This is a genomic window from Streptomyces sp. NBC_01363, from assembly GCF_026340595.1.
Lineage (GTDB): Bacteria > Actinomycetota > Actinomycetes > Streptomycetales > Streptomycetaceae > Streptomyces.
The window spans coordinates 5,104,991-5,128,973 of record NZ_JAPEPF010000001.1; the positions used below are offsets into that span (position 1 = coordinate 5,104,991).

At 72.0% G+C, this 23,983-nt stretch carries 23 protein-coding genes and 2 pseudogenes; 11 read left to right on the top strand and 14 right to left on the bottom strand.

The window, feature by feature from the left end:
* Positions 1 to 15 precede the first annotated feature (15 nt).
* The gene (locus OG611_RS23160) at positions 16 to 1,527 is read right to left on the bottom strand and encodes an MFS transporter (protein WP_266423312.1); all 1,512 of its coding nucleotides are present in this window, start codon (positions 1,525 to 1,527) and stop codon (positions 16 to 18) included.
* 87 nt (positions 1,528 to 1,614) lie between these two features.
* Between OG611_RS23160 and OG611_RS23165 the strand changes: the two genes are divergently transcribed.
* Entirely contained in the window at positions 1,615 to 2,016 is a 402-nt protein-coding gene (locus tag OG611_RS23165; protein ID WP_266423315.1) for a MarR family winged helix-turn-helix transcriptional regulator, read from the top strand.
* A gap of 61 nt (positions 2,017 to 2,077) precedes the next feature.
* Here the strand turns inward: OG611_RS23165 and OG611_RS23170 are convergent, their stop codons facing one another.
* Together OG611_RS23170 and OG611_RS23175 are read right to left on the bottom strand one after the other, a co-directional pair.
* Positions 2,078 to 2,833: a maleylpyruvate isomerase family mycothiol-dependent enzyme gene (locus OG611_RS23170; RefSeq protein WP_266423317.1), complete on the bottom strand. Its 756-nt coding sequence runs from the start codon at positions 2,831 to 2,833 to the stop codon at positions 2,078 to 2,080.
* Positions 2,834 to 2,885: 52 nt separating this feature from the next.
* On the bottom strand, positions 2,886 to 4,100 hold the full coding sequence (locus OG611_RS23175; protein ID WP_266423319.1) for an MFS transporter: 1,215 nt from the start codon (positions 4,098 to 4,100) through the stop codon (positions 2,886 to 2,888).
* 108 nt (positions 4,101 to 4,208) lie between these two features.
* On the opposite strand from OG611_RS23175, the gene OG611_RS23180 reads away from it, so the two are divergent.
* The gene (locus tag OG611_RS23180; protein ID WP_266423321.1) at positions 4,209 to 5,423 is read left to right on the top strand and encodes an ROK family protein; all 1,215 of its coding nucleotides are present in this window, start codon (positions 4,209 to 4,211) and stop codon (positions 5,421 to 5,423) included.
* Positions 5,424 to 5,881: 458 nt separating this feature from the next.
* Positions 5,882 to 6,313: a hypothetical protein gene (locus tag OG611_RS23185; RefSeq protein ID WP_266423324.1), complete on the top strand. Its 432-nt coding sequence runs from the start codon at positions 5,882 to 5,884 to the stop codon at positions 6,311 to 6,313.
* A 208-nt stretch (positions 6,314 to 6,521) separates the two neighbouring features.
* On the opposite strand, the pseudogene OG611_RS23190 reads toward OG611_RS23185, so the two are convergent.
* Positions 6,522 to 6,931 (bottom strand): annotated as a pseudogene (locus tag OG611_RS23190) (TetR/AcrR family transcriptional regulator); the annotation flags it as partial.
* A 106-nt stretch (positions 6,932 to 7,037) separates the two neighbouring features.
* On the opposite strand from OG611_RS23190, the gene OG611_RS23195 reads away from it, so the two are divergent.
* Genes OG611_RS23195 through OG611_RS23205 form a run of 3 tightly spaced genes read left to right on the top strand, consistent with a single transcriptional unit; the run spans position 7,038 to position 10,682 of the window.
* Complete coding sequence (locus tag OG611_RS23195) at positions 7,038 to 7,328, top strand: SHOCT domain-containing protein (RefSeq protein ID WP_266426144.1); 291 nt, start codon at positions 7,038 to 7,040, stop codon at positions 7,326 to 7,328.
* Entirely contained in the window at positions 7,325 to 8,113 is a 789-nt protein-coding gene (locus OG611_RS23200) for an ABC transporter ATP-binding protein (protein ID WP_266423327.1), read from the top strand. The genes OG611_RS23195 and OG611_RS23200 overlap by 4 nt, the downstream gene beginning before the upstream one ends.
* 4 nt (positions 8,114 to 8,117) lie before the next feature.
* The gene (locus OG611_RS23205; RefSeq protein ID WP_266423330.1) at positions 8,118 to 10,682 is read left to right on the top strand and encodes an ABC transporter permease; all 2,565 of its coding nucleotides are present in this window, start codon (positions 8,118 to 8,120) and stop codon (positions 10,680 to 10,682) included.
* A gap of 84 nt (positions 10,683 to 10,766) precedes the next feature.
* On the opposite strand, the gene OG611_RS23210 is transcribed toward OG611_RS23205, so the two are convergent.
* Both OG611_RS23210 and OG611_RS23215 read right to left on the bottom strand, forming a co-directional pair.
* Complete coding sequence (locus OG611_RS23210; protein WP_266423333.1) at positions 10,767 to 11,288, bottom strand: ATP-binding protein; 522 nt, start codon at positions 11,286 to 11,288, stop codon at positions 10,767 to 10,769.
* A 186-nt stretch (positions 11,289 to 11,474) separates the two neighbouring features.
* Positions 11,475 to 11,792, bottom strand: coding sequence for a hypothetical protein (locus OG611_RS23215; protein WP_266423336.1), 318 nt, complete (start codon positions 11,790 to 11,792; stop codon positions 11,475 to 11,477).
* A 207-nt stretch (positions 11,793 to 11,999) separates the two neighbouring features.
* Here OG611_RS23215 and OG611_RS23220 point away from each other — a divergent pair, with 207 nt between their 5' ends.
* A complete protein-coding gene (locus tag OG611_RS23220) occupies positions 12,000 to 13,130 on the top strand; it encodes a PLP-dependent cysteine synthase family protein (RefSeq protein ID WP_266423339.1) in 1,131 nt (376 codons plus the stop codon).
* A 39-nt stretch (positions 13,131 to 13,169) separates the two neighbouring features.
* Here the strand turns inward: OG611_RS23220 and OG611_RS23225 are convergent, their stop codons facing one another.
* From OG611_RS23225 to OG611_RS23235, 3 genes are all read right to left on the bottom strand, one after another.
* Positions 13,170 to 13,649: an SRPBCC family protein gene (locus OG611_RS23225; RefSeq protein WP_266423342.1), complete on the bottom strand. Its 480-nt coding sequence runs from the start codon at positions 13,647 to 13,649 to the stop codon at positions 13,170 to 13,172.
* Positions 13,650 to 13,777: 128 nt separating this feature from the next.
* Complete coding sequence (locus OG611_RS23230; protein ID WP_266423345.1) at positions 13,778 to 14,230, bottom strand: SRPBCC family protein; 453 nt, start codon at positions 14,228 to 14,230, stop codon at positions 13,778 to 13,780.
* Positions 14,231 to 14,318: 88 nt separating this feature from the next.
* Positions 14,319 to 15,155 carry a DeoR/GlpR family DNA-binding transcription regulator gene (locus OG611_RS23235; RefSeq protein WP_266423348.1) on the bottom strand — a complete coding sequence of 279 codons (837 nt, stop codon included), beginning with the start codon at positions 15,153 to 15,155 and terminating at the stop codon, positions 14,319 to 14,321.
* A gap of 187 nt (positions 15,156 to 15,342) precedes the next feature.
* Between OG611_RS23235 and OG611_RS23240 the strand changes: the two genes are divergently transcribed.
* Positions 15,343 to 17,745 carry a hypothetical protein gene (locus tag OG611_RS23240; RefSeq protein WP_266423352.1) on the top strand — a complete coding sequence of 801 codons (2,403 nt, stop codon included), beginning with the start codon at positions 15,343 to 15,345 and terminating at the stop codon, positions 17,743 to 17,745.
* On the opposite strand, the gene OG611_RS23245 is transcribed toward OG611_RS23240, so the two are convergent.
* The 5 genes from OG611_RS23245 to OG611_RS23265 all read right to left on the bottom strand — a co-directional run bounded on the left by OG611_RS23245 (position 17,715) and on the right by OG611_RS23265 (position 22,793).
* Positions 17,715 to 20,153 (bottom strand): right-handed parallel beta-helix repeat-containing protein, encoded by a 2,439-nt coding sequence (locus OG611_RS23245; protein ID WP_266423355.1) that lies wholly within the window; start codon positions 20,151 to 20,153, stop codon positions 17,715 to 17,717. The two genes, OG611_RS23240 and OG611_RS23245, sit on opposite strands and share 31 nt — an antisense overlap.
* A 152-nt stretch (positions 20,154 to 20,305) precedes the next feature.
* Entirely contained in the window at positions 20,306 to 20,914 is a 609-nt protein-coding gene (locus OG611_RS23250) for a hypothetical protein (protein WP_266423357.1), read from the bottom strand.
* A 225-nt stretch (positions 20,915 to 21,139) separates the two neighbouring features.
* Complete coding sequence (locus OG611_RS23255; protein ID WP_266423358.1) at positions 21,140 to 21,631, bottom strand: DUF6643 family protein; 492 nt, start codon at positions 21,629 to 21,631, stop codon at positions 21,140 to 21,142.
* 716 nt (positions 21,632 to 22,347) lie between these two features.
* The gene (locus OG611_RS23260; RefSeq protein ID WP_266423360.1) at positions 22,348 to 22,599 is read right to left on the bottom strand and encodes a hypothetical protein; all 252 of its coding nucleotides are present in this window, start codon (positions 22,597 to 22,599) and stop codon (positions 22,348 to 22,350) included.
* Positions 22,596 to 22,793, bottom strand: a complete 198-nt coding sequence (locus OG611_RS23265; protein WP_266423361.1) for a hypothetical protein — start codon at positions 22,791 to 22,793, stop codon at positions 22,596 to 22,598. Before OG611_RS23265 ends, OG611_RS23260 begins: the two co-directional genes overlap by 4 nt.
* A gap of 190 nt (positions 22,794 to 22,983) precedes the next feature.
* On the opposite strand from OG611_RS23265, the gene OG611_RS23270 reads away from it, so the two are divergent.
* From OG611_RS23270 to OG611_RS23280, 3 genes and pseudogenes are all read left to right on the top strand, one after another.
* Complete coding sequence (locus tag OG611_RS23270) at positions 22,984 to 23,217, top strand: carboxylesterase family protein (protein WP_266423363.1); 234 nt, start codon at positions 22,984 to 22,986, stop codon at positions 23,215 to 23,217.
* Positions 23,214 to 23,270, top strand: a pseudogene (locus OG611_RS23275) (hypothetical protein); the annotation flags it as partial. The gene OG611_RS23270 and the pseudogene OG611_RS23275, both read left to right, overlap by 4 nt.
* Before the next feature lie 202 nt (positions 23,271 to 23,472).
* Positions 23,473 to 23,982 carry a hypothetical protein gene (locus OG611_RS23280; RefSeq protein WP_266423365.1) on the top strand — a complete coding sequence of 170 codons (510 nt, stop codon included), beginning with the start codon at positions 23,473 to 23,475 and terminating at the stop codon, positions 23,980 to 23,982.
* Position 23,983 lies beyond the last annotated feature (1 nt).

The window sequence follows — 23,983 nt, forward strand, 5'->3', positions numbered from 1 at the left end:
CCCCTCGCCCGGTTGTCAGTCCCGCACCGACACCTTCTGCGCGCCGGCCGTCTCCCTCGCCCCGGTCTCGGCCGCACGGTCCATCTCGGACGACGCGACCAGCACGGTGTGCTGAACCGGTCGGCGGCGCCGCAGGCCGGTGAGCGTGACCAGCAGTCCGGCGAACGCCACCGCGGTCACCACGACCAGGCCGGGCCGGTAGCTGTCCAGGACCGCCTGACGTGATCCGTCGCCGCTGCCGTGCGCCGTGATCACCGCGGTCACCACCGCCAGGAAGATCGCTCCGCCGACCTGGATCGAGGTGTTCAGCAGGCCCGAGACCATGCCCTGCTCGTCGTCGTCGACCCCGTTGGTCGCCTGGATGTTGAGCGAGGGGAAGGTCAGCGCGCAGGCCGCGCCGAGCAGCAGCATGGACGGCAGGATCACCACGGCGTACGACGGGGTGAGGGTGATCCGCAGGAAGAGCGCGTAGCCGATGACGAGGAACGTGAAGCCGGCCGCGATGACACGCGGTGTCCCGAACCGGTCCACCACATCACCGATCTTCGTCGAGGACAGGGCGACCAGCACGCCCGCGGGCAGGAAGGCCAGCGCGGTCTCCAGCGCGGACCAGCCCAGCAGCGACTGCATGTACTGGGTGACGAGGAACTGGAAGCCCACGTAACTGCCGAAGAAGGCCGCGGCGCCCAACTGCGCCCTGACCTGGCTCCCGGAGCGCAGCACCGCCAGGCGGATCAGCGGGTTCGCGGTGCGCCGTTCGATCGTGACGAAGACGGTGAGCAGTACGGCGACGGCGAGGAACGACAGCAGAGTGCGGGCGGAGGTCCAGCCGGCCTCTGGTGCCTGTACGACCGTGAACACCAGCAGCAGCATGGCGGCCGTGCCGGTGACGGCGCCCGGCAGGTCGTAGCCGCGGTGGGTGTCCTCGCGCTCGCTGTGCGGGATCAGCTTGAGGCCCGCGATCAGGGCGATCAGGGCGATCGGGGCGGGCAGCAGCATCGTCCACCGCCAGGACAGTTGGGTGAGCAGGCCCGAGAGGACCAGGCCCATGGAGAAGCCGGTGGCCGCGCAGGTGGTGTAGATGGAGAGGGCGCGATTGCGCTGCGGGCCCTCCTTGAACGTGGTGGTGATGATCGAGAGCCCGGCCGGTGCGGTGAAGGCGGCGCTCAGGCCCTTGATGAAACGACTGGCGATCAGCAGCGGTCCGGAGTCCACGAATCCGCCGAGCAACGAGGCGAGGGCGAAGACACCGAGCGCGACGAGGAAGACCTGGCGCCTGCCCAGCAGATCGGCCGCCCGGCCGCCGAGAAGCAGCAGTCCGCCGTAGCCGAGTATGTAGCCGCTGACGATCCACTGGAGGGTCGACGTGGTCAGTCCGAGATCGTCGGCGATGGAGGGCAGAGCGACGCCGACCATGGAGACGTCGAGGGCGTCCAGGAACATCGCGGCGCAGAGCACGAGGAGAGTGCCCCACAGGCGCGGGCTCCAACGCTCGTGGGAATCGGGGACGTTGAGCGGAGTGGTCATGAGGAGCACGGTACATGCACATGCATTGAATGCAAGTGCATTTAATTCCGATGCAACAATCGGCCTCATCTCTGCTAACGTGCGGTTATGGCAGCGGACAAGTCCGAGCGGATGCTCGTCGACGAGTGGCGGGACATTCTCGCGCTGCACGCCAGGACGCTCTGTGAGCTCGACCGCGAGCTGCACCGACACGGCCTCGGCGCCAGCGATTTCGAGGTGCTCGACGTCCTGGCGGAGGGCGCGCCCGAGGACGGCGGCTCCGCCTATCGCGTGCAGGAGCTGGCTTCCCGGGTCCATCTCAGCCAGAGCGCGTTGTCCCGTCTGGTCGCGCGGCTGGAGAAGGACGACCTCGTGCGCCGGGGGATGTGCAGCGAGGACCGGCGCGGCGTCCGGGTGGAGCTGACGGCGAAGGGGCGGGCGCGCCATGCCGAGGTGAAGCCGTTGCAGAGGTCGGTGCTCGCCCGGATGCTGAACGGGCCGGGGGGCTGACCGCGGCGTCGGAGCGGGCCGGGGGACCGGGCGTCGGGTACCGGCTCGCCCCGGCCGGTCGTCAGGACCAGGTGATCCCGGATCTCTCGCACCAGGTCCGGGCGGGCTCCGGGTCGCCGGTCACGGTGACCGCCGTGAGCGGCAGCCGGTTCCAGAGCGTCAGGTAGAGCTTCTCGGCCGACCCGCTCAACTCGCAGTCGACGGACCCCTCTTCGGGAGCCCCGTCCGCCCGTACGGCCTGCGGCGGTTCCGGCGAGAGCCGTACGGTCCAGACGGCGCCGGTGTCCGTGGCACGTACCCGGAGGGAGCGCGGCGCCGGGGTGCGTACGCGGCTCTTCGGGCGGGCGTGCATTCCGCGCAGCAGCTCGTCGATCCCGTCCACCGCGTGAGCGGCCGGGACCGTTGACAGCGGACCGCCGCGGGCCGACTCCGCGTCCACCCGGTGGATCGTGGTCTCGTGCGCCTGTCGCCGGGCCCAGAAGGCCAGGGGCGACGGCGCGGGCAGGAAGGACCAGCACTCCAGCCCGGCCGGTGCGGCGTCCAGTGCGTCCACCAGGAGGCCGTGGCCCTCGCGGAACCAGTCGAGCAGTTCCGGCCCGTCCAGATCCGGTTCCCCACCGTCGGGGTGGTACGAGGTGTGGCCCTCGACCACGAACGTGGTCGCCCAGCGGTGCACCATCCCGGTGTGCCGCAGCAGATCGCGCACCCGCCAGTCCGGACACGTCGGCACCTGCGCCCCGGTCCCCGCCTCCTGCGCGGCGGTCGCCAGCAACTGTCCCTCGGTGGCCAGGGACTTGATGTGGTCCGTGATCTCCATGGCTTCGATTGTGCCAGTGGTACGGGCTTCCCGGCGCGGTGAGTTCGGCCGCTCACGCGTGGGTCGCGTTGCGTGCTCCGTACCCCAGTGCCGCGGCGGCGATGGCCAGCAGCGCCACCGTGGTGAGGGCCAGCGGGAGCGAGGACCAGTCGGTCAGGAAGCCGATCGCGGGCGGCCCGAGCAGCATGCCGCCGTAGCCGAGCGTCGACGCGGCGGCCACTCCGCCGGGTCCGGCCAGCTCACCGGCCCGGCCGACCGCGACCGGAAAGATATTGGCCAGGCCGAGGCCGGTGACCGCGAAGCCGAGGAGGGCCGCCCACGTGGTGGGAGCGAGCGAGCCGAGCAGCATCCCGGCTGCCGCTGTCGCACCACCCATGACGAGGGTGCGGGTCTGGCCGAGCCGTTCGAGCAGTGCCGTGCCGCTGAGCCGGCCCGCCGTCATGGCCAGTGCGAACAAGGAGTAGCCGGCGGCGGCGACGCCCGGGTGGGCGTGCAGGTCCTGTTCCAGGTGGAGGGCGCCCCAGTCGGCCAGCGCGCCTTCGCCGTAGGCGGTGCAGAGCGCGATCACGCCGAACAGGAGCACCAGCCGGCGGGCCCTGCCGTTCAGTCGCCGCGGCGCCTCGGAGCCGTTGGTCCCGACCGCGGGCCGGGGCGCCGGGTGGCGCAGCAGCACCGGCCCCACCGCCGCGGTGACCAGGAGTCCGACCCCGGTGAGGACGAAGAGGTGGGTGGCGGGGGAGAGGCCGCCCGCGACCAGCCCGCCGAGTCCGGCGCCGACCATTCCGCCGAGGCTGAACGCGGCATGGAAGCCGGGCATCACGGGACGCCTCAGCGCGGCGACCAGATCGACCGCAGCGCTGTTCATCGCCACGTTCAGCCCGCCGTACGCGGCACCGAAGACCAGCAGTACCAGGCCGAGCGCGAGCGCCGAACGCGTCTGCGCGGGCAGGGCGATGGCGAGGGAGAACAGGGCGCCGCAGACCACGGTCACCAGGTGACTGCCGAAGCGCCGGCACAGCCGGCCGGTGAACATCATGGTCACCACGGCCCCGGCCGAGACTCCGAGCAGGGCCAGGCCCAGGGTGGCGGCCGAGGCGCCGGTCTGGTGCTTGATGGCCGGGATACGGACCACCCAGCCGGCGAAGAGGAAACCGTCGAGGGCGAAGAACACGGTCAGGGCGGTACGGAGGCGGGCCGACGGAGGTGCGGCGGTGTTTCCGCCAGGTCCCCCCGGTAGGGCCGTCCGCAGTTTGTTTAGTTGCGGCACAAACTCAGCATAGGGGCGCCGCGACAGCGCGCGCAAGACGGTCGCCAGGGGCGCGGCCGCGCCACCGGGGCGTCGGACGCACCTGCGGACCATGGGAGACTCGCCCCCATGAACGGCAAGGTGTCCACCACCCGGACAAAGTTGGAGAGGGGCCGCAGCGCGCTCGGACCCGCGCTGGAACTGGTCCACACCGGACGCGCGCCCACCCGCGCCGTCCTCACCTCCGAGCTCGGCGTCACCCGCGCGACGGCCGGTGCGGTCGCCGCGGAACTGGAGGCACTCGGCCTGATCCGGGTCGACTCCCGGCCCGGTTCCGCCGCCGGCTCGCAGGGCCGCCCCTCGCACCGGCTCTCGGTCCGGGAGTCCGGACCTGTCGCCATCGCCGCTCAGGTGCACGCCGACGGATTCCGGGCCGCGCTCGTCGGGTTGGGCGGGCGGCTCGTGGCCACCGCTCCCGGCTGTGTCACCGTCACGGCGGATCCGGCGCAGGTCATCGGTGAAGTGGTCGACGACTGTGCCCGGTTGCTGCGGGACAGCGGACTGCGCTGCGTCGGCGCGGGCCTCGCGGTGCCGTCGGCGGTCGCCGAACCGGAGGGCACCGCGCTCAACCCGCTGCACATCGCCTGGCCGGCCGGCGCCCCGGTGAGCGAGATTTTCGCCGACTGCGTACGCGAAGCGGGCATCCCCGGACCCGCGTTCACCGGGAACGACGTCAACCTCGCCGCGCTCGCCGAGCACCGGCACGGCGCGGGCCGCGGCGCCCAACACCTGCTCTGTGTGGCCACCGGCCACCGGGGAGTGGGCGGCGCCCTGGTCCTCGACGGCCGCCTGCACACCGGGAGTTCGGGACTCGCGCTGGAGGTGGGCCATCTCACCGTGAACCCCGAGGGGCGCCCCTGCCACTGCGGCGGGCGCGGCTGCCTGGACGTCGAGACCGACCCGCTGGCCTTCCTCGTCGCCGCCCGACGCGAACCCGGCCCGGAGGAGTCGCTGCTCAAGCAGGCCGGCGATCTGCTGCGCACGGAGTACGAGGACACGGCGGTACGGGGTGCGGCCGAGGAGCTGATCGACCGGCTCGGTCTCGGGCTCGCCGGTCTGGTCAACATCCTCAACCCGGACCGCATCATCCTCGGCGGACTGCACCGCGCCCTGCTCGACGCGGACCCGGAGCGGCTGCGCGCGGTGGTCGCCGACCGCAGCCTGTGGGGGCGGAGCGGCAGTGTGCCGATCCTGCCGTGCACGCTCGACCACAACAGCCTGGTCGGCGCAGCGGAGTTGGCCTGGCAGCCGGTACTGGACGATCCGCTGGCCGCGTTGGCCTGACGGGGCTCCGAGCGGACGTACGTGCCCCGGCACTCGGCGTCGTACGGGTCCGAAGCCGTCCGTGCCGCCGCGCGCTGCACGCCGATGTCCGGGGACCTTGATCGGGCCTGCGCGTATGCCCGTCGAGCCGGTTCCCTCGGTCGGCTCGTCGACGAAGAGGTCGGCGAGCCAGGACATGGTGCGCTCGAAGGTCCGGCGGAGGCGGCCCAGTCGACGTACGGACTCGATTCGATCCCCTTGCGCGCGATGCGGTGGGCGATGCCACGCTCGCGGTCGAGGTTGTGGACTTTCCGGGGCTCAGGCACGGGGGCAGCAGTGTGGCAGGCGTCCGCTGTCTCCCCGCGGCGGGTTCTGCAGTCGCGGCGCCGAAGGATTGCGGTGATCCTGGCAGAGGAGCGTGGCCGGCTTCGCACGGGCAGTGTGCGTCGGTGACCGCGCTGTACAGGAAGGCGACGGCCATGACAGCGATGCCGGACAGGACACGGCCGAGGCACGGGGGGCCCGACAGCGAAAAGGTCAACGGCGCGTCCCTGTTCGCCGGGGCTGCGCTGATGCTCAGCGGGCCACTCAGCATTCTGATGGGCGCCTCCGGCATCGCAGAGGACACCCTGTTCGCCGCCTCGTCCCACTACGCCTACCGGTTCGGCCTGACCTCGTGGGGCGTGATTCACCTCGTGGTCGGAGTGGCGCTCGTTGTCGCCGGCCTGGGAGTCCTGACAAACAAGAGCTGGGGCCGCGGGGCCGGCGCAGCAGTCGCAGGGATCAGCCTGATCACCCAGTTCATGTTCGTTCCGTACTACCCGGCGTGGGCCATCCCCATGATGGCACTCGACCTCATGATCGTGTTCGCGCTGACGAGGTTCCATGTCGGAACCAGCGGCGGTCAGTGAATCCAGACATGACCATGGCCGGTAGGAACCATGCCTGAGTACCACCGCGAGCCCTCGTCGCATCCGCGGCGGGGCTCTTTCGCGTTCTGGGCCGCCCGGACCCGCGTGTACAGGGCGTCACCCCTGGGCGTGTACAAGGGCGTCACCCCTGGCACGCGATGGGCGGCGGGGGCCGGTTCTCCTCGTGAGGTCGACAGTCGGCCCCTGTCGTCGCGACGATCGTCCCCGCCACCTCCTCGGCGACACTCGGACGGGTGAACTCGCCCTGGTCCAGGCCCTCCTGAACGATCTCGGCGAGCCGGCCGCGCAGCCGGTCGGGTGTCTCGTCGACCGGTGCGCGCAGCCCGTCACTGGCAACGGCGTCCGGGTCCATCGTGAGCCGACCGACCGGCCGACCGGGCAGCCGCGCATCACGTCGCGCCCGTGCAGGAGGTACACGGAGATCCGCGCGTACGCCGTTCCCGGGCCGTCGAGCAGCCGGTCGGCCGCCTCACGCATCTGCGAGGCCGTACGGCGGATGGCCGCGAGCGCGGGATCGGGCCGACCCGCGACGTGGTGGTACACCCCGGGCGCCTGCGGGAGCAGCCGGGGGAGCGCCACGTACTCCCGAGGGGGTATGCGCACGGCCGCTGGCCGTACGACGACTCGGACCCCCTCTCCGGGCGAGGCTCTGGAGCGTCAGGAAAACCTGAACGCGAACCCCGAACCGAGGGAGCTGACCGAGATGAACACCCTGGCGTACAGCGGTGGCCCCGGCCCCTGGATCCTCCTCTTCCCGCTCTTCTGGGCCGCCGTCGTCATCGGCGGCGTCACCCTGCTGCGCCGTACCGTGTGGCGCGGCCGGCGAGGCCCCTGGCAGGCGCGTCCCACCCAGGAGGCACCCGCCGAACCGTCACCGATCACGTTGCTCGGCCGGCGTTTCGCGGCCGGGGAGATCGACGAGGACGAGTACTGGCGCCGGCTCTCCGTCCTGGACGAACAGTTCGGCCGCGGCAGCAAGGGAGGCGTGGCATGACCACCACCGTCCCCATCTCCGGACCCACCCCCACGCCCGCTCCCGCCTGCGCCGCCCGGGTCGTCGACGCCGTGAAGCTCTACGGCGCGGGCGACACCCGGGTCAGGGCCCTGGACGGGGTGAGCGTCGACTTCCCGGCCGGACGCTTCACCGCGATCATGGGGCCCTCCGGCTCCGGCAAATCCACCCTGATGCACTGCGCCGCCGGACTCGACACGCTCACCTCGGGCTCCGCCTTCATCGGCGACACCGACATCAGCGGGCTCGACGACCGCAGGCTCACCCTGCTGCGCCGACGGCGGATCGGCTTCGTCTTCCAGTCCTTCAACCTCCTGCCGACGCTCACCGTCGCCGAGAACATCACCCTTCCCCTCGACCTCGCGGGGGAGCGGCCCGACCCGGAATGGCTCGACGCCCTCGTCGACACCGTCGGGCTCCGGGACCGGCTGCACCACCGGCCCGGCGAACTGTCCGGCGGACAGCAGCAGCGGGTGGCGGTGGCGCGGGCCTTCGCGGGCAGCCCCGATGTCGTCTTCGCCGACGAACCGACCGGCAACCTCGACTCCCGCTCCGGCCAGGAGGTGCTCCGGCTGCTCGGCCGCACCGTCCGGCAGACCGCCCGTACCGTCGTCATGGTCACGCATGACCCGGTTGCCGCCGCCCACGCGGACGAGGTCGTCTTCCTCGCCGACGGCCGGCTCGTGGACCGAATGCCCGACCCCACGGCGGAGCGCGTGCTCGACCGCTTCAAGTCCTTCGCCCCCCACCCCTCGCGCAGGCGGTGACGGAATGAACGGCACCCCGGCCTCCGTACGCCTGAGCATCGCCTCGCTCCGCGCCCACAAGCGCCGCTTCGCCGGTACGTTCGTCGCCGTGCTGCTCGGCGTCGCGTTCCTCACCGGGACGCTCGTCATGGGCGACACGCTCCGCGCGAGCTTCGACACCATGTTCGCCGACGCCAACGCCGGAACCGACGCCGTCGTGCGCGGCTCCGACGTGGTCACCGTCGCCGGTGAGACCCAGGGCACCCGGCAGCCGGTGAGCACCGCACTCGTGAAGCGGATCGAGCGGACGCCCGGCGTCGCCGCCGCGGCCCCCGACATCCAGGGCGCTGGCCAGCTCATCGGCGCCGACGGCACACTCATCGGCGGTCAGGGCCCGCCCACCCTCGCCGGCAACTGGATCGCCGACCCGGAACTCAACCCGTACCGGCTCGCCGCCGGCCGCGCCCCGGCCGCACCCGGTGAGGTCGTCGTCAACCGCGGCACCGCCGACCGGGGCGGGCTCAGGATCGGCGACACGACCGTGCTGCGCACCCCCGACCCCGTACACGTCACGATCGTCGGGCTGGCCACCTTCGGCGGCCAGGACGGCATGGGACAGGTCACCTACACGGCCATGACACAGGCCGACGCCGAGAAGTACCTCACGCCGAAGCCCGGCGAGGCATCGGCCATCCAGGTCCGCGCCGGGTCCGGCACCAGCCAGCGGGAACTCGTCGACGCGCTGCGGCCCGTACTGCCCAAGGGCGTCGAGGCCGTCACCGGACAGGCCGCGGCAGCCGAGAACCGGGACATGATCTCCGGTGCCTTCCTCGGCCTGTTCACCACCTTGCTGCTGGTGTTCTCCGGGATCGTGCTGCTCGTCGCCACCTTCTCCATCCACAACACCTTCGCGATCGTCGTCGCCCAGCGGACCCGCGAGAACGCCCTGCTCCGCGCCCTCGGCGCCGCACGCCGTCAGGTCGTCGCCTCGACCCTCGTCGAGGCGACCGCGGTCGCCGTGATCGCCTCCGCCGCGGGTCTGGCCGGAGGCATCGGCATCGCCGCCGGACTCCAGGCGCTCTTCCCTGCCGTCGGATTCCCGTTCCCCGAGGGCTCGCTGGTGATCGGCGCCGTCTCGCTGCTGCTGCCGCTTGCCGTGGGGGTCCTCGTCTGTCTCGGCTCCGCCGTCCTGCCCGCCGTCCGGGCCGGACGCACCGCTCCGCTCGCCGCCCTGCGCGAGAGCGGCGTCGACGACTCGGGGGCGTCCCGGACGCGGGCCCTCGCCGGGCTCGTGCTGCTGGTTGCCTCCGTCGGCATCATCCTGACCGGCGCCCTGGCCGCCCCGTCCGTCTGGCTCTCCGCCGTCGGCGCGGTGCTGGCACTCGCCGCGTTCGTGGTCCTCGGGCCGGTCGCCACCACGTACGCGGTACGCGCCCTCGGCGCCCCGCTCGACCGGCTGCGCGGTGTCAGCGGCCGACTGGCCAGGCGCAATGCCCTCCGCAGCCCCCGGCGGACGGCGTCCACCGCTACCGCGCTGATGATCGGCGTCGCGGTGGTCTCCCTCTTCACCGTCTTCGGCGCATCGCTGAAGGCGACCATGAACCAGACCGTCGACCGCTCCTTCGCGGGCGATGTCGCCATCAGCGCGCCCGCCTTCGGGGCGGGCGGCAGCGGCCTCAGCCCCCGGCTCGCCCCGGCCGTCGACCGGCTGCCGCAGGTGGCGACGGCCGTTGGCCTCGGCAAGGGGGTCGCGGAGGTCGACGGTGCGGGCCGCGCCCTGACCGTCACCGACCCGGCCGCGCTCGGCAGGGTCTTCGACCTCGGCCGGGTCGACGGCTCGCTGACGGGGCTGGGCACGAACGGGATCGCCGTCTCCGGCACCGAGGCCGCGAAGCGCGGTCTGCACCCCGGCTCCTCCGCCCGGCTCGCCTTCACCGACGGCACACGGCGCGCCTTCACCGTCCGCGCCGTCTACGAGCGGTCGGAACTGGCAGGCGACTACGTCATCACCCGTCAGGCCTGGGCCCCGCACCGCGCCCAGGACTCCGACTCGCTGATCGCCGTCTCCTTCAGGCCCGGCGTGTCCGTCGCCGACGGCAAGGCGGCGGTCGCGAAGACCGCGGCGGTGTACGGCAACCCCGACGTGCAGACCCGCAGCGAGTACGCGCGGTCCTCGGCGGGCGGCATCGACATGATGCTCACCCTGGTCTACGCCCTGCTGGCACTCGCCGTACTGATCGCCCTGCTGGGCATCGCCAACACGCTCACCCTCGCCCTCCACGAACGCACCAGGGAGATGGGCCTGTTGCGAGCGGTGGGACAGACCAGGAGCCAGTTGCGCTCGATGGTCCGCTGGGAATCCGTCCTGGTGGCCGCGTTCGGCACGGCGGGCGGCCTGCTGCTCGGCGGCTTCCTCGGCTGGGTGCTGGTCGAGGCGTCCGCGGGCGACACCGCCGTCGCCTTCGACCTGCCGCCGCTGCGGCTCCTGGTGGTCGCCCTCGTGGGGATCGCCGCCGGAGCGCTGGCGGGCCGCCGCCCGGCCCGCCGGGCGGCGCGGCTGAACGTGCTCCGCGCGATCGCCGCCGAGTAGCGCACGGTGGAGAGGCGGGACGCCGTCCGGCGCCTCGCCCCTCCACCGTCTGCCGGGGTCACCGCCGGCACCGGCACCGGCGCTTCAGCCGACCACCGCCGACCGCGCGACGGAAGGCGCGGCGCTCTCCAGATAGGTGAGGGCGGCCAGCTCGAACGGTCCGTCGGTGGTGGCCCCGTACACCGAATGCGGTGGGAACGGGGCGCACCAGGGAGGCGCCGAAAGGGTGAACCAGACGATCTTCCCGGCCCCGCCCCTCGGCCGGACCCCCCAGCTCTCGCTGACCGCGGCGATCAGTGCGAGCCCGCGTCCCGATGTACTGGACGCGCTGGGTTCGCGCACGGTCGGCAGCCGTGGGTCGTGGTCATGGACGGACACCGTCAGCCGTTCGAGCAGCAACTCGATCTCGACGGTGCATGATTTGTCCGGCTGGGCATGCCGGTGGACATTGGTCAGCAGTTCTGTGACGCCGAGCGCCGCCTGGTCGATCAAAGGATCGAGATGCCAGTAGCGCAACTGCGCCGAGATGATTCTGCGGACCTGTCCGATCCGCGACGGCAGGGCCTGGAGCTCCACCGTGCAGTGCCTGCTTGGCTCGCTGATCACGGCTGCGACTCCCCGAAATAGGTCCGGAAGAAGACGAAGGAACGGATCCAGCAGCCGGCCGGCTGCTGATGGGCAGCCAGCGGCGTGGATCACGGTGTCACCGCCGGTGAACCATGAGTGACGTGTTCAATGTCACCCAGGGGTCACGGCTCCGCAACTCGCGGCCCTCCGTCGCCGCCGCCCGTCTCAGGTCATCCGTCCGCCCGCACTGCGCAGCGTCTCCAGGAACCGGCGGGCCGGTCCGGCCCGGTCCGGACCGCGGTTGCGCTGGCCCATCGTCAGCCGGTACCGCGTCCCGTTGAGGCGGGCCACGGCCGCACCGGTTCCGGCGAACCACGGTCTGCCCGCACTCACCGTCACCACCGGGGCGCTGTCGATCTCCCGCCCGTTGCTGGTCAGCAGGGCCAGCCTGCCGTCCTTGACGATCACCTGCCCGGCCCTGGTGAGCGAGCGGGCCCATCGCTCGATCCGTACCCCCGTCGCGCTGAACTCCGTTTCCGGCATGACTGCTTCGCCCCCTTCGTGACACTTCTGATGGGCAGTCTGCACAAACCGGGAGCGGCGCGCCAGGTCGCGTCCCGGATCGGTGCCGCGGTTGCCGGGCCGGCCGACGCCAAGGCAGGGCTATGGAGCACCAAAGTAAACGTTTGTGCAGGTAGGAGGAATAGGTTGTGGGTGGAGAGTGACGATGACACGAGGAGGAACGCGCTGATGGGCACCGAAAAGCACGGAGACGGCGGCCGGGCCGCGGCGACGACCGACATCGACCGTTCCGACGCCGGGTACCGGGCCTGGCTGAAGGAGGCGGTGCGCAAGGTCCAGGCCGACGCCAACCGCTCCGCCGACACCCATCTGCTGCGCTTCCCGCTGCCCGAGGCGTGGGGCATCGACCTCTATCTCAAGGACGAGTCGACGCATCCCACCGGCAGTCTCAAGCACCGGCTGGCCCGCTCGCTCTTCCTCTACGGGCTCTGCAACGGCTGGATCCGGCCGGACAAGCCGGTGATCGAGGCGTCCAGTGGCTCGACGGCCGTCTCGGAGGCGTACTTCGCCAAGCTGATCGGCGTGCCGTTCATCGCCGTGATGCCCCGTACCACCAGCCCCGAGAAGTGTCGGCTGATCGAATTCCACGGCGGCCGCTGCCACTTCGTCGACGACTCGCGGAAGATGTACGAGGAGTCCGCCACGCTCGCCGCGGAGACCGGCGGCCACTACATGGACCAGTTCACCTACGCCGAGCGGGCCACCGACTGGCGCGGCAACAACAACATCGCCGAGTCGATCTACCAGCAGTTGCGGCTGGAGCGTTATCCGGAACCGATGTGGATCGTCGCCACGGCCGGAACCGGCGGCACCTCGGCGACCATCGCCCGCTATGTGCACTACATGCAGTTCGACACCCGGATCTGCGTGCCCGACCCGGAGAACTCCTGTTTCTTCGACGGCTGGACCAACCACAATCCCCTGGCCACCAGCGACTGCGGCTCCCGGATCGAGGGCATCGGCAGGCCACGGATGGAGCCGAGCTTCGTGCCCGGGGCCATCGACCGGATGATGAAGGTGCCGGACGCGGCCAGTGTCGCGGCCGTGCGCGCCCTGGAGAAGGCCATCGGCCGCAAGGCCGGCGGCTCCACCGGCACCGGGCTGTGGAGCGCGTTCAAACTGGTCGCCGAGATGGTCGAGCAGGGCAGTACGGGCAGCATCGTCACCCTGATCTGCGACCCGGGCGACCGCTACCTCGACAAGTACTACTCCGACAGCTGGCTCGCCGGACAGGGCCTGGACATCGCCCCGTACACCGCGACCATCGACTCCTTCCTGGCCGACGGCAACTGGCCCTGACCGCCGGGACGGAAGCGGGTGCGTGCGGCGCGGCAGCCCTCAGGGCGCGGACCCGGTCAGCCGCCGGTCGAGCTTGCGTACCGCGTCCCGGAAGGACCGGCCCATGCCCGACCGGGCCAGCCGCAGGGTGTACCGGAAGGGCGCGGAGCCGTCGGCGGCGAAGGTCCACCGCACCATTGTCCCGGTCCCGGCCGGGGTGAGCCGCCACTCCTCCAACAGGGCCCGCATGCCCGGGGCGTTGGTCCGGTCGGCCCGGTAGGCGTACCGCTTGCCGGGCTCCGCCGCCATGATCGTCTCGTGGATCACGAAGCCGCCCCTGAGCCGGACCTCGCGGCCCGCGCCGCCTTCGGTGGGCCGGGCGGCCGTCACCGCCGTGAACCAGCCCGGCCAGCCCGGCACGTCGTCGGCGAGCGCGCGGTAGACCTCCTCGGGGGCCGCAGCCACCTCGGCGGCGAAGACCAGCTTCAGCGGAGCGGTATCGACGAACTCAAGTTCCACGGAACGGAGTCGGCGTGGCATGGGACGCACCTCCCGTGCGGTCGGCGGCGGACGGGTTCGCGCACACCATAGCTGACGCATCATCAGGTGTCGCTGTCGCTGTCGCCGTCCGTGCGAACCTCACGGACACGCTCCGGGGCGGGCACCCGCTACGGACGGGGCCGCGCCGGACGGTCCAGCATGCTGTCGAGCACCCGGCCGAAGACCCGGCGGCCCGCTCCGGCGATCAGCGGGTCGCCCCACCGCGGCAGCAGCCGGACGCCCAGTTCCTCCACCCACACCACATGGGATCCGAAGTCCGTCGGATACACGTCGATCGAAGCCCGGCCCAGCACCAGCGAACCGCGTTTCTCCAGCCGGCACAGCCCCGCGCGCCCGGCGGCCGGAGGCGTCCACCGCACCACTTCCATCGGATCGTCGAACGCCAGCGGCCCCACGCCCGTACGCGCCACGAAGACGGTCCCGACCCCGGTCGGCAGACCCGTGGGGACGGTGATCCTGGTCAGCGGTACATGCGCGGCGTGCCGTTCCCAGTCCGTCACCCGGCGCCAGGACTCGGCGGCGGGGAGGGAGGTGAAGCGCTCGATCCGGAAGACGGCCACGCCTCGATCCTAAGGGCTTGCCGCCAAGGTCCCGGCCCCGCGCACCGCCCGGCGCGAGCGGAGCGGAACCCGCGCACGGTCCGGCGGCTCAGGCGCCGCCGTCCGCGGTCCGGCCCGTCACCACCAGGCCCGGCAGATGCTCCTCGATCTCCGCACGGGCGGCGTCCGACAGCCCCGCGTCCGTCACGAACGTGTCCACCTGCTCCAGCGTCGCGAACGAACTCAGACCCACTGTGCCCCACTTGGTGTGGTCGGCGACCACCACCACCCGCCGGGCCGACTGGACGAAACGGCGGTTGGTCTCGGCCTCCGCCAGATTCGGCGTCGAGAGCCCGGCCTCCACCGAGATCCCGTGCACCCCGAGGAACAGCACATCGAAATGGAGCGAGGCGATCGCCTGATCGGCGACCGGACCGACCAGCGAGTCCGAAGGGGTCCGCACCCCGCCGGTGAGCACCACCGTGGCGGCCCCGGGCCGCGCTCCGGCCGCGCCCCCCGACCGCTGGGCGGAGTAGAAGACATCGGCGACCCGCACCGAGTTGGTCACCACCGTCAGATCCGGTACGTTCAGCAACTGCTGGGCGAGGGCGTACGTCGTCGTGCCACCGGAGAGCGCGATGGCGCTGCCGGGCACCGCCATGGCCGCCGCCGCTCGCGCGATGTCCTCCTTGGCGGTCAGCTCCAGCGCCGACTTCGCCTCGAATCCGGGCTCGTGCGTACTGGCCTCGACCACCGGAACGGCCCCGCCGTGCACCTTCTCGACGACCCCCTGACGGGCCAACGCGTCCAGGTCCCGGCGCACCGTCATGTCGGAGACATTCAGCTTGCGGGTCAGCTCATTGACCCGGACCCCGCCGCGCCTGCGCACTTCGTCGAGGATCAGGGCGCGCCGCTGCTCCGCGAGCAGGTTCTGATTCTCGCTCAACGCCGGGTCCGGTCCTTCCTTCTGGCCGTGCAGCAGTCTCTTCGAACGGGGTCATCCTGCCACGCGGTGTCGCCTGCCGCCGCACTGGGGAGATTCCGTGAGAGAGGCGCGGCCGCCGGCCCGCTGCCACGATTCTGATGACCACGCGTCAACATTCCCCCCACAACCGAGAGAGCGAGTCACTCCAGTGCCACCTGCCACCCATGTCCCGCAGAGTCCGGGGCCCGCGCTGGAATTGCTGGTCCACGGCGTGGGCGGCGCCACCCCCCAGGAGATGCTCGACGATCCGCGTACGGTCCGCCTCACCGGCGACGCCACCGCCGCCATCTACCGGCGGGCCGAGGACACGGACGCCGAACAGCACCCGGAGCGGTACCGAGACCGGCCCATCCCCGAGGCCTACTGCTGGTCCAACCTGACCTCCGGCAACGGCTCCCGCGCCCTGTGGCTGCTGCTGCTCCCGTTCATGGTGGTCAACCTCGCCCACTGGATGCGCCCCACCGCCCGGTCCCGCACCCGCGCGGTTCGCCTGTACGGCGTCCTCGTCCGGCTCGTCGCGCTCAGCCTCACGGTCCTGCTGACCGCGGCGGCCTGCGAGGTCGCGCTCGATCTGACGGCCTGGCAGTGCGCGGGCGTGCCGGACTGCTCGAACCAGCGGTCCTGGCTCGGCTTCCTGTCCACGGCGCAGGGCGGCTGGTGGTCCCAGCCGGGCCGCAGGCTCGCCCTCGCCGCACTGGTGCCCACCGCCCTGGTGGTGCTCCTCTGGTTCCTGTCCAACCGGACCTGGAGCGCGTACGAATCGCAGCGCCCGCTCACCGGAACCGAACCGGACGACGACGACCTCGACCCGGCGCCCGCCCCCGCACCCGACACCACCGGCACCGCGCCCGTCGGCCGCCCCGCCCTCGGCCGGCCCGGATTCTGGTACGGCCGCCGCCTGGTCGCCCGGCTGCGCGCCGCCCACACCGCCGCCGGATTCCTGACCGTCGCCGCGTCGGTCGCGGGCGCAGCCGCCCGCCACGACCGCGCCGCTGCCGGCCCCGTACCCGGCATCCTCGGCCGGCTGATCGAGGCGGCACTGCTCCTGGGCGGCATCGTCGTGCTCTGGGTGGTCTGCCGCCGCGGCCGCAGCGAACGACGCCTCGACAACCGCCTCGACCGTGCGCTCATCACCTATCTGCCCGGCGCGGCACTGGCCCTGCTCGTCCTCGCCGCGGCGTACGCCGCATGGTCCCGTCCCGACTGGGTCTCCGCCGGTGCCCTGCCCGGCGACCTCGCCTTCAGCGTCATCACCCTCGGCCAGGGGGTACTCGTCGTCGTACTAGCCGTGGTGTCGCTGAGCCTGTACCGCCGGACCCCCGAACCCCGCACCGTCATGTACGGACTCGGCGGGCCCGTGGTCGCGATGCTCGCCTGCGCCCTCGGCGGCGTCATGAGCGGCGGGGTCTCCCAGCGCGTCGCCGACTGGCTCGACGGCCCCGGCACCCCCGGTATGGGCAGGAGCTCCGTCATCGAGGGACCGCCGGTGCTGCTCAGCTGGCAGGCCTCGGTCATCCCCGTGCTCCTGGTGCTGCTGGCCGTCCCCGCCCTCCTGCTGCTCGTCCGGACCTGGCTGGCCGCCCGCGCCCTGGAGCCCCGTATCGACCAGGAGTACGAGGAGGAACGGCCGGACCCCGCCCGGACCCGGCAGATCGCCCGGATCCAGGCCGCGGCCGCCCTCACCGACTCCGCGCCCTGGATCCTCGGCCCGGTCTGCGGCGCCACCCTGCTGCTCGGCGCGGCGGCGGTCGGCGGGGCCTGGGCGAGCGGAGAGGTGCCCGGTCTCGCGATGAAGGGCAACGGCCCGTTCGTCGAGTCCGTCGCCCAGGCCGCCCAGTCGACCGGCTCCTGGATGGTCGGACTCGGCTTCGTACTCTTCGTCACCTGGGGCCGCCGCGCCTACCGCGACGCCTCGGCCCGGCGCACCATCGGCATCCTCTGGGACGTCGGTACGTTCTGGCCGCGTGCCGCCCACCCCTTCGCACCGCCCTGCTACGCCGAGCGTGCCGTCCCCGACCTGGCGTCACGGATGTCCGGCTGGACCGGGCTCACCTGCGGCAGGCTCGTCATCTCCGGGCACTCCCAGGGCAGCGTCCTCGCGGCGTCCGCGGTCTGGCAGCTGCCCGCCCACACCCGGAGCCGGGTCGCCCTGCTCACCTACGGCTCGCCGATCGAGCGACTGTACGGCCGCTGGTTCCCGGCCTACTTCGGCCCGGGACCGCTGCACGCGCTGCACCGGTCCGTGCACTGCTGGCGCAATCTGTGGCGGGCCACCGACCCCATCGGCGGCCGGGTCCGGCTCGACGAGGGACCCGGGCCCGAGGTGGACCGCGGCCCGCTGAAGGACCCCCTGGTCTATGGGCGGACTCCCGAACATCCGCTGCCCGAAGCCGTTCTGGGGCACTCGGACTACCAGGCCGACCCGGTCTTCGCCCAGGAACGGGCCGCGCTGCTGGAGCGGCTGGACCCGGTCCTGCCCCGCCAGGCCGGCGGGGAGGACGGCTCCGAGGCCCCGCGGAGTCAGGGAAGTTCCGGCAGGTCCTCGGGGTAGAGCAGGGTGAGGTCGTCCGTGCTCGGCTCGGCGAGCTGGGCGACCCGTCCCGCGTGCCGCTCCACCATCGACTCGAAGGTCTGGCGCGCGGTGCGGCCGTTGCCGAACGCCGGGCCCTTGGGCAGCTCGGTGAAGTACTTCAGCAGCGCCTCCCCGGTCCCGGAGGCCAGGCTGTACTCGTGCTCGTCGGCCTGCTGCCCGACGATCCGCAGCAGCTCGGCGGGCTCGTAGTCGCTGAAGGTGATGGTCCGGGAGAAACGGGACGCCACCCCGGGGTTGACGGTGAGGAACCGCTCCATCTCGTGGGTGTAACCGGCGACGATGACGACCACCGCGTCCCGGTGGTCCTCCATCAGCTTCACCAGCGTGTCGATCGCCTCCCGGCCGAAGTCCCGGCCGGAGTCCTCGGGCGACAGGGCGTACGCCTCGTCGACGAACAGCACCCCGCCGCGCGCCCGGTCGAAGGCCTCCTGCGTACGGATGGCGGTCGAGCCGATGTGCTCACCGACCAGATCGACGCGGGACACCTCGATCAGATGGCCCCGTTCCAGTACCCCGAGCGAGGCGAGGATCTCGCCGTACAGCCGGGCCACGGTGGTCTTGCCGGTGCCGGGGGAGCCGGTGAAGACGAGGTGGCGCCGGACCGACGCGGCCTTGAGCCCGGCCTCCTGGCGCCGACGGCCCACCTCGATCATGTCGGTGAGGGCGCGCACCTCCCGCTTGACGCTGTCCAGGCCCACCAGTGCGTCCAACTCCCCGAGCACCGCGTCCGACGCGCGCGCCGGCTCGGTGGCGGGCGCCTCGGCCGGGGCGGGCTCGACGGCACGCTGCCCGGGGACCCCGCCGAGCAGCCCGGGGGCCGACTGGGTGGCCGTCAGCACGGTGGGCGCCGGGGGAGCGGGGGTGCGCAGCGCGCTCTCGTCGCTCGTGCAGTTCTCCACGACGGGGCCGGTTCCCTGGCCGTCACCGTGTGCGGCGGGCGGTTCGGCGAACTCGTATCCACCGCGTGCGCACCGCTCGGTCCGGCAACGGGTCAGCGTCGTACGGCAACCGTCCATCACATGGAAGCCGTAGCCGTCGCTGCCGGTGACCCGGCAACTGTCGAACGTGCCGCGGCCCTCGGCGGAGACGTAGAAACCGGCCTCGGCGGGCGAGGTGACCGTGCAGCGCTCGATCGTCGGGTCGGCGCCCTTGGTGACGATCACTCCGGTCTGTGCCGTGTCGATGGTGCAGTTGTTCAGTGTGCCTCCGCTGCCGTGGTCGCGGAACCAGGCGCCGGTGGACGCCTCACGGATGCGGCAGTCGTCCAGCTGCGCGGTCGCCCCGTCGCTCACCGACACCGCGGTGTTGCGGACCTGCGACAGATCGCTGTCGACGACATCGGCGCGCGAGCCCCGGTCGAGGACGAAGATGGCGTCCGGCACGTCGTGGACCCGGCAGGAGTCCAGTATCACGGTCGCCCCGTCGCTCACCCAGACCGCCGGATAGTCGCCCGTACTGTCATGGATCTCGCACTGGTTGGCGTCGACACGGGTGCCGGGATCCCAGACCGAGAGGCCGTTGCGGCCGAAGCGGCGCACCGTGGAGCGGGTCAGGGTGAGGACCGAACGGGAGCGCAGATCCACCGCGTTCTCCGGGATGTCGTGGATGTCGCAGTCGGCGAGCGTCAGCACGGCGTCGGTGTCGAGCGTGACGCCGTCCGCCGAAGTGCGGTGCACCGTGCAGTCGGTGAGGTGGGCGGCCGCGCGGGCGGTCACCTGTATCCCGCTGCCCTTGATCTCGTACACCTCGCAGCCGACGCCCTCCAGGGCACTGCCCTCTCCCGTGACGCTCAGACCCGCGCCCGACGCGTGGTGGATCCGGCAGCGATCCAGCCGCGGATGTGCGCCGTCGCGCACCGAGACGCCGGACTGCCCGGCGGAGACGACCTCGCACTCCTCGAACACGCCACCCGCGCCGTCGAGTACGGCGATGCCGACCCCGGCGGGGTTGTCGACCGTGCAGCGGCGCACGGTCGGCCGGGCCGTGCCGCGCACCTCGATCCCGGCGGCGGAACGGGTGACGATCCGCAGGTCCGCGATCTCCGCTGCGCCGTCCTCGACCAGCAGCGCGGGGGCCGTCGAGTCCTGGCCCTCCACATGGAGGTCCGAGACGACGGCGGAGGCGCGGATGGTCAGCGGCACGCCGTCGGCCGGCGCGATCCGCACGGAACCGACGGAGCCCTCGGGTCCGCGCAGGGTCACCGCGCGGTGCAGGATCAGATTCTCCCGGTAGGTGCCCGGTGCGATGGTGAGGACATCGCCGTCGGCCGCGGCCTCCAGAGCTGCGGTGAGGGAGGCGTATTCGCCTGTGCGGCGCCGCCACCGCGATGTGCCGGTGTGCGTCACCTGGACCGTGCCCTGTGCCATGGCGCTGTTGTGCCCCCACCTCGTGCGTGCGTGATGCCCGTGTCACCGGCCTTGCGGCAGCGGCGAATCCCGGGACCGCCCACCGGGAAAGCGGGCGGGCCGGTCCACCGTAGCGCGCGCGGCGGGCGGGAGTTGCCTCGATCAGCAGCTGATCAGCTGCCGGTCCCGGTCCTGCCCCAGTCCGGACCGGTCTCGGCCCAGTCCCGGTCGATCCGGGTGTACCGCCCCCGCACCATGTGCCGGACGATCAGTTGTCGGACGCCCTCGATCAGTCCGAGGGTGAGCAGCATCGCCCCGAACCCGGCCAGCACGGCGTGGGTGCGGGCGGTCGGAGCGTCCATGGGGCGCGATACGGGGTGGCCGTCGAGGTCCGTCCAGATCTCCACCTCGGCGCCGGGTCCGGTCTTCCGGGAGGAGGTCGTCACGGTGCCGCGGCGGTTCGTGCCGTCCGGGGCCTTCCAGCGCGCCACCACCGAGGTCTGCGAGCCGCGCTCCGAGGAAATTTCGGGATCGGCGACGACGCGCGGCGCTCGTGGTGACCGCCGCACCACGACCGCGGTGGTGGCATGACGCCCGGCCCGCTGGGCCCGTACCGATTTCTGCAGGGCGTCGTCGGTGTGCGCCCCGCACACCCAGCCCAGTGCCGGGGCCGCCAGCACCATGAGGAACAACGCGACAAGAGCCACCCATGCCTCGCGCCGGTCAGTGGCGCGGCGCAGGGGATTGTGCCGCCAGCGCCACACACCCGTAACCGCTCGCACAGTCCTGCACCCCCCTTCCGTATCCGTCTTAGCCTGATACGGCACGCTTCGCGCGCGGAAGGAGCGAAGAGAGAGCAACTTCACCCCGGTCAACGCACGGACCACCCCCGTGAGTTCCCGCCCGTCGGGCCGGACTGACGGCCCGTTCGGTGCGGGAACGCCGAAGTCGCCGTCGAGTCCCCATGGCTCGACGACGACTTCGCGCGACCGTGCGTGATCGTCGGCTCAGTACCCCCGGCCCTGGTACGGGCGGTTGTACGGGTCCTCGTAGGGCGAGGGCGCCGGGGCCGGGCGCGGTGACGCCGGACGCATCGCCTCGTAACCCGTGCCCGGCGCGGGCCGCGGCTGTTGCTGCGGATGGGGCGCCTGATACCCGCCACGGGCCGCGGTCGGCTGCTGCGGGATGTACGGCGCCGGGGCGTGCTGCAACTGCGCGTGCTGCAACGGCGCGGGCTGCACCGGCGCGTAACCCTGCTGGGCCGGCGGCTGCTGGTAGCCGTACGACGGACCGGGTTGGGAAGGTGCCGCGGGAAGAGCCGGCAGCGCCGCCGGGAGCGCCGGCAGATAGCTGTTGCCGGTGTCATAGGCGGCAGGCACTCGGATCGGAGCGATCTGAGGGGTGCCCCGCTCCGCGACCAGGGAGTCGTAGATCGGAGTGTCGGGGAACGACGGTGCGGCGTAGTAGCCGCCGCCGTAGGTGGAGCGGGGGGAGGTCATGACACCTAAGTTAAGCCCACGATGTGCTGGTTGGGGAGCCCCAATCTTGGGGTCATCCGTTTTACGCTGGTTCTGTCCGCCTGACCTGCTAAGACATCGATAAAGCTTTCGTTAGTTGCGGGGCCTTTTCGTTGGAGGGCCCTATCAGCACGCCTATGGAGAATTTCTTCGCCCCGCAGGATCTGGAACGGCGGTGGCCCCTTGCCTTACGTCCTCGTTCTGTTCAGCGAGTACACCCGCGCCTGCCACGAGCTGCTCGCCGAGTACGGCGAAGCTCGGTGTGATCTCCGAGGAGTGGCCGTACTTCATGGTCCAGGGCTCCACCACGCGATCGACTGCACGCTCACGGGAGTCGACGCGGTCGAGACGGCTCCGGTCATCCATACCCTCAAACGCGCCGGATTCGTGGTGGGCAACCGGGGCGGACCGGGTGCCGGGCCAGCTGCGTGAGGCGGTGCGGACGGCGAGCGGCCACCACTCGTGGACCGTGGCGGCCTGTGTGTTCATCACCGATTCCGGACGACACGTAGCTGCCCGCCCAAGTCCCCCCGCCGCCCCAGGTACCCGTGCCGCCCACGACAGCGGTGGCGGCAGACGGCTGTAGGCGGCTGCTCCTGTCCACGGCATACTGGGCCGTCGCGGGAACAGAAAGGCTCAGAGGGGACCCGACAGCACACGGAGTACGACGTCCTGCACTACGGATCACGGCACCGCCTTCAGTCCCCCGGACTCCGAGCAGTGAACCCTGCACGGCCCGCGAGTGCCGTCAACTTCTCGGCCTGCGCCGCGCGCAGACACACCACCGGGTAGCAGTCCGATTCGATGTCGAGGACGACGAGCCCCGCGCCGACATCGCGACGGTGCCAGCCGCAGGCCGCCAGGAACTCGGCGGTCGGCAGGAACATCGTCGGCGTCGAATCGAACAGCACCCAGGGGTCCACGGACGGCCGGGAGACGAGTGTTCTCAACTGGGCCCGGATCTCCTGCGATCCTCCTTCAGGTCGAATTCCGCGAGCAGCCGGTGATTGTAGAGCGCATCCACGAGCGCCATCCATGCGAGGTCCGCGATGGGCTCGTCGATGCCGCGATCGGCCAGCCCGCCCGCGTGCGTCCGCACATAGCTCTTGGGAGTGTCGCGGGCGTGCAACACGTGCTCGACCACATCTGGATGGGCCGGGGCGAGAAGCGACGTCGAGCACGTAGCCCCCGAGTCTGAACCGCCCACGGCAGGAGCCCCATCTCATGACCGACATCCTTGTCCCCCTTGTCTCCACGAACCGCGGGCCCGTGCTCGGCGCAACCTCAACGTCTTCACCCCCGACACCGATCCGGAATCCGGGCTGCCCGTCCTCGTGTGGATCCACGGCGGCGGATTCGTGGCGGGCTCGGCGGCGAGCCCGTGGTACGACGGGGCCGCGTTCAACCGGGACGGGGTCGTCCTCGTGTCCCTCGGCTACCGGCTGGGGACCGAGGGGTTCCTGCACGTGGAGGGCGCCCCGGACAACCGCGGTGTACGGGACTGGATCACGCCCTGGAGTGGGTGCGGGACAACATCGCGGCCTTCGGCGGCGACCCGGCCGACGTGACGATCGCCGGCCAGTCGGCGGGCGGCGGTGCGGTCCAGATCCTGCTTGCCGTCCCCTCCGCCCAGGGCCTGTTCCGGGCCGCCATCCCGGTCTCGGGCGCCGTCATGTCGCCGCAGGGCAGGGACCTCGCCGAGACCGTGTCCGCGCTCTTCACCTCCCGTACCGGCCCGCCGGCCACCGCCGCAGCCCTGTGCGACCTGAGCGACGACGAACTCCTCGACCTCCAGGACCGTCTTCGGGAGCCGGGCCCGGACCGTGACGAGCTCCCGATGCTCGACCTCGCCCCCCGTCGACGGGGAGCTCATCCCGGAGCCGGTGCCGGAGGCGCTCATGGAGTGCGACGCCGGAGCCGAGGTCCCGCTCATGCTCGGTTTCACCGCCCACGAGTTCCACATGGTCGAGCGCGCCGGACTCGGGCAGGCCCTCACGGACGAGCTCTTCCGTATCCCCGCCCTCGCCCTTGCCGAGGCCCGTGCCGAACGCCAACGCCCCACCCGGCTCCACCAGTTCGAATGGGCGGCCACCGCCCCCGCCTTCGAGGGCCTCGCACACCACTGCGTGGACCTGCCCTTCGCCTTCGACCTCCTCGGCGCGCCCGGCGTCCCCGAGGCCCTCGGCGCCACCCCGCCCCAGGAACTGGCCGACGCGGTCCACATGTCCTGGGTCCGCTTCGTCAGCGACCTCGACCCGGGTGAGACCTGGCCCCCTACACCACGGCCTCCCGCCTCTGGAACCGCACACCGCACACTGCTCACGACCCCCTGAG

Excerpts from the sequence above, each read along its gene's own strand:
- OG611_RS23205 (WP_266423330.1), top strand. The coding sequence starts at position 8,118 with ATGAACGGCACCCCGGCCTCCGTACGCCTGAGCATCGCCTCGCTCCGC.
- OG611_RS23170 (WP_266423317.1), bottom strand. The coding sequence starts at position 2,833 with ATGGAGATCACGGACCACATCAAGTCCCTGGCCACCGAGGGACAGTTG.
- OG611_RS23220 (WP_266423339.1), top strand. The coding sequence starts at position 12,000 with ATGGGCACCGAAAAGCACGGAGACGGCGGCCGGGCCGCGGCGACGACC.
- OG611_RS23185 (WP_266423324.1), top strand. The coding sequence starts at position 5,882 with ATGACAGCGATGCCGGACAGGACACGGCCGAGGCACGGGGGGCCCGAC.
- OG611_RS23165 (WP_266423315.1), top strand. The coding sequence starts at position 1,615 with ATGGCAGCGGACAAGTCCGAGCGGATGCTCGTCGACGAGTGGCGGGAC.
- OG611_RS23160 (WP_266423312.1), bottom strand. The coding sequence starts at position 1,527 with ATGACCACTCCGCTCAACGTCCCCGATTCCCACGAGCGTTGGAGCCCG.
- OG611_RS23200 (WP_266423327.1), top strand. The coding sequence starts at position 7,325 with ATGACCACCACCGTCCCCATCTCCGGACCCACCCCCACGCCCGCTCCC.
- OG611_RS23195 (WP_266426144.1), top strand. The coding sequence starts at position 7,038 with ATGAACACCCTGGCGTACAGCGGTGGCCCCGGCCCCTGGATCCTCCTC.
- OG611_RS23225 (WP_266423342.1), bottom strand. The coding sequence starts at position 13,649 with ATGCCACGCCGACTCCGTTCCGTGGAACTTGAGTTCGTCGATACCGCT.
- OG611_RS23215 (WP_266423336.1), bottom strand. The coding sequence starts at position 11,792 with ATGCCGGAAACGGAGTTCAGCGCGACGGGGGTACGGATCGAGCGATGG.
- OG611_RS23180 (WP_266423321.1), top strand. The coding sequence starts at position 4,209 with ATGAACGGCAAGGTGTCCACCACCCGGACAAAGTTGGAGAGGGGCCGC.
- OG611_RS23255 (WP_266423358.1), bottom strand. The coding sequence starts at position 21,631 with ATGACCTCCCCCCGCTCCACCTACGGCGGCGGCTACTACGCCGCACCG.
- OG611_RS23245 (WP_266423355.1), bottom strand. The coding sequence starts at position 20,153 with ATGGCACAGGGCACGGTCCAGGTGACGCACACCGGCACATCGCGGTGG.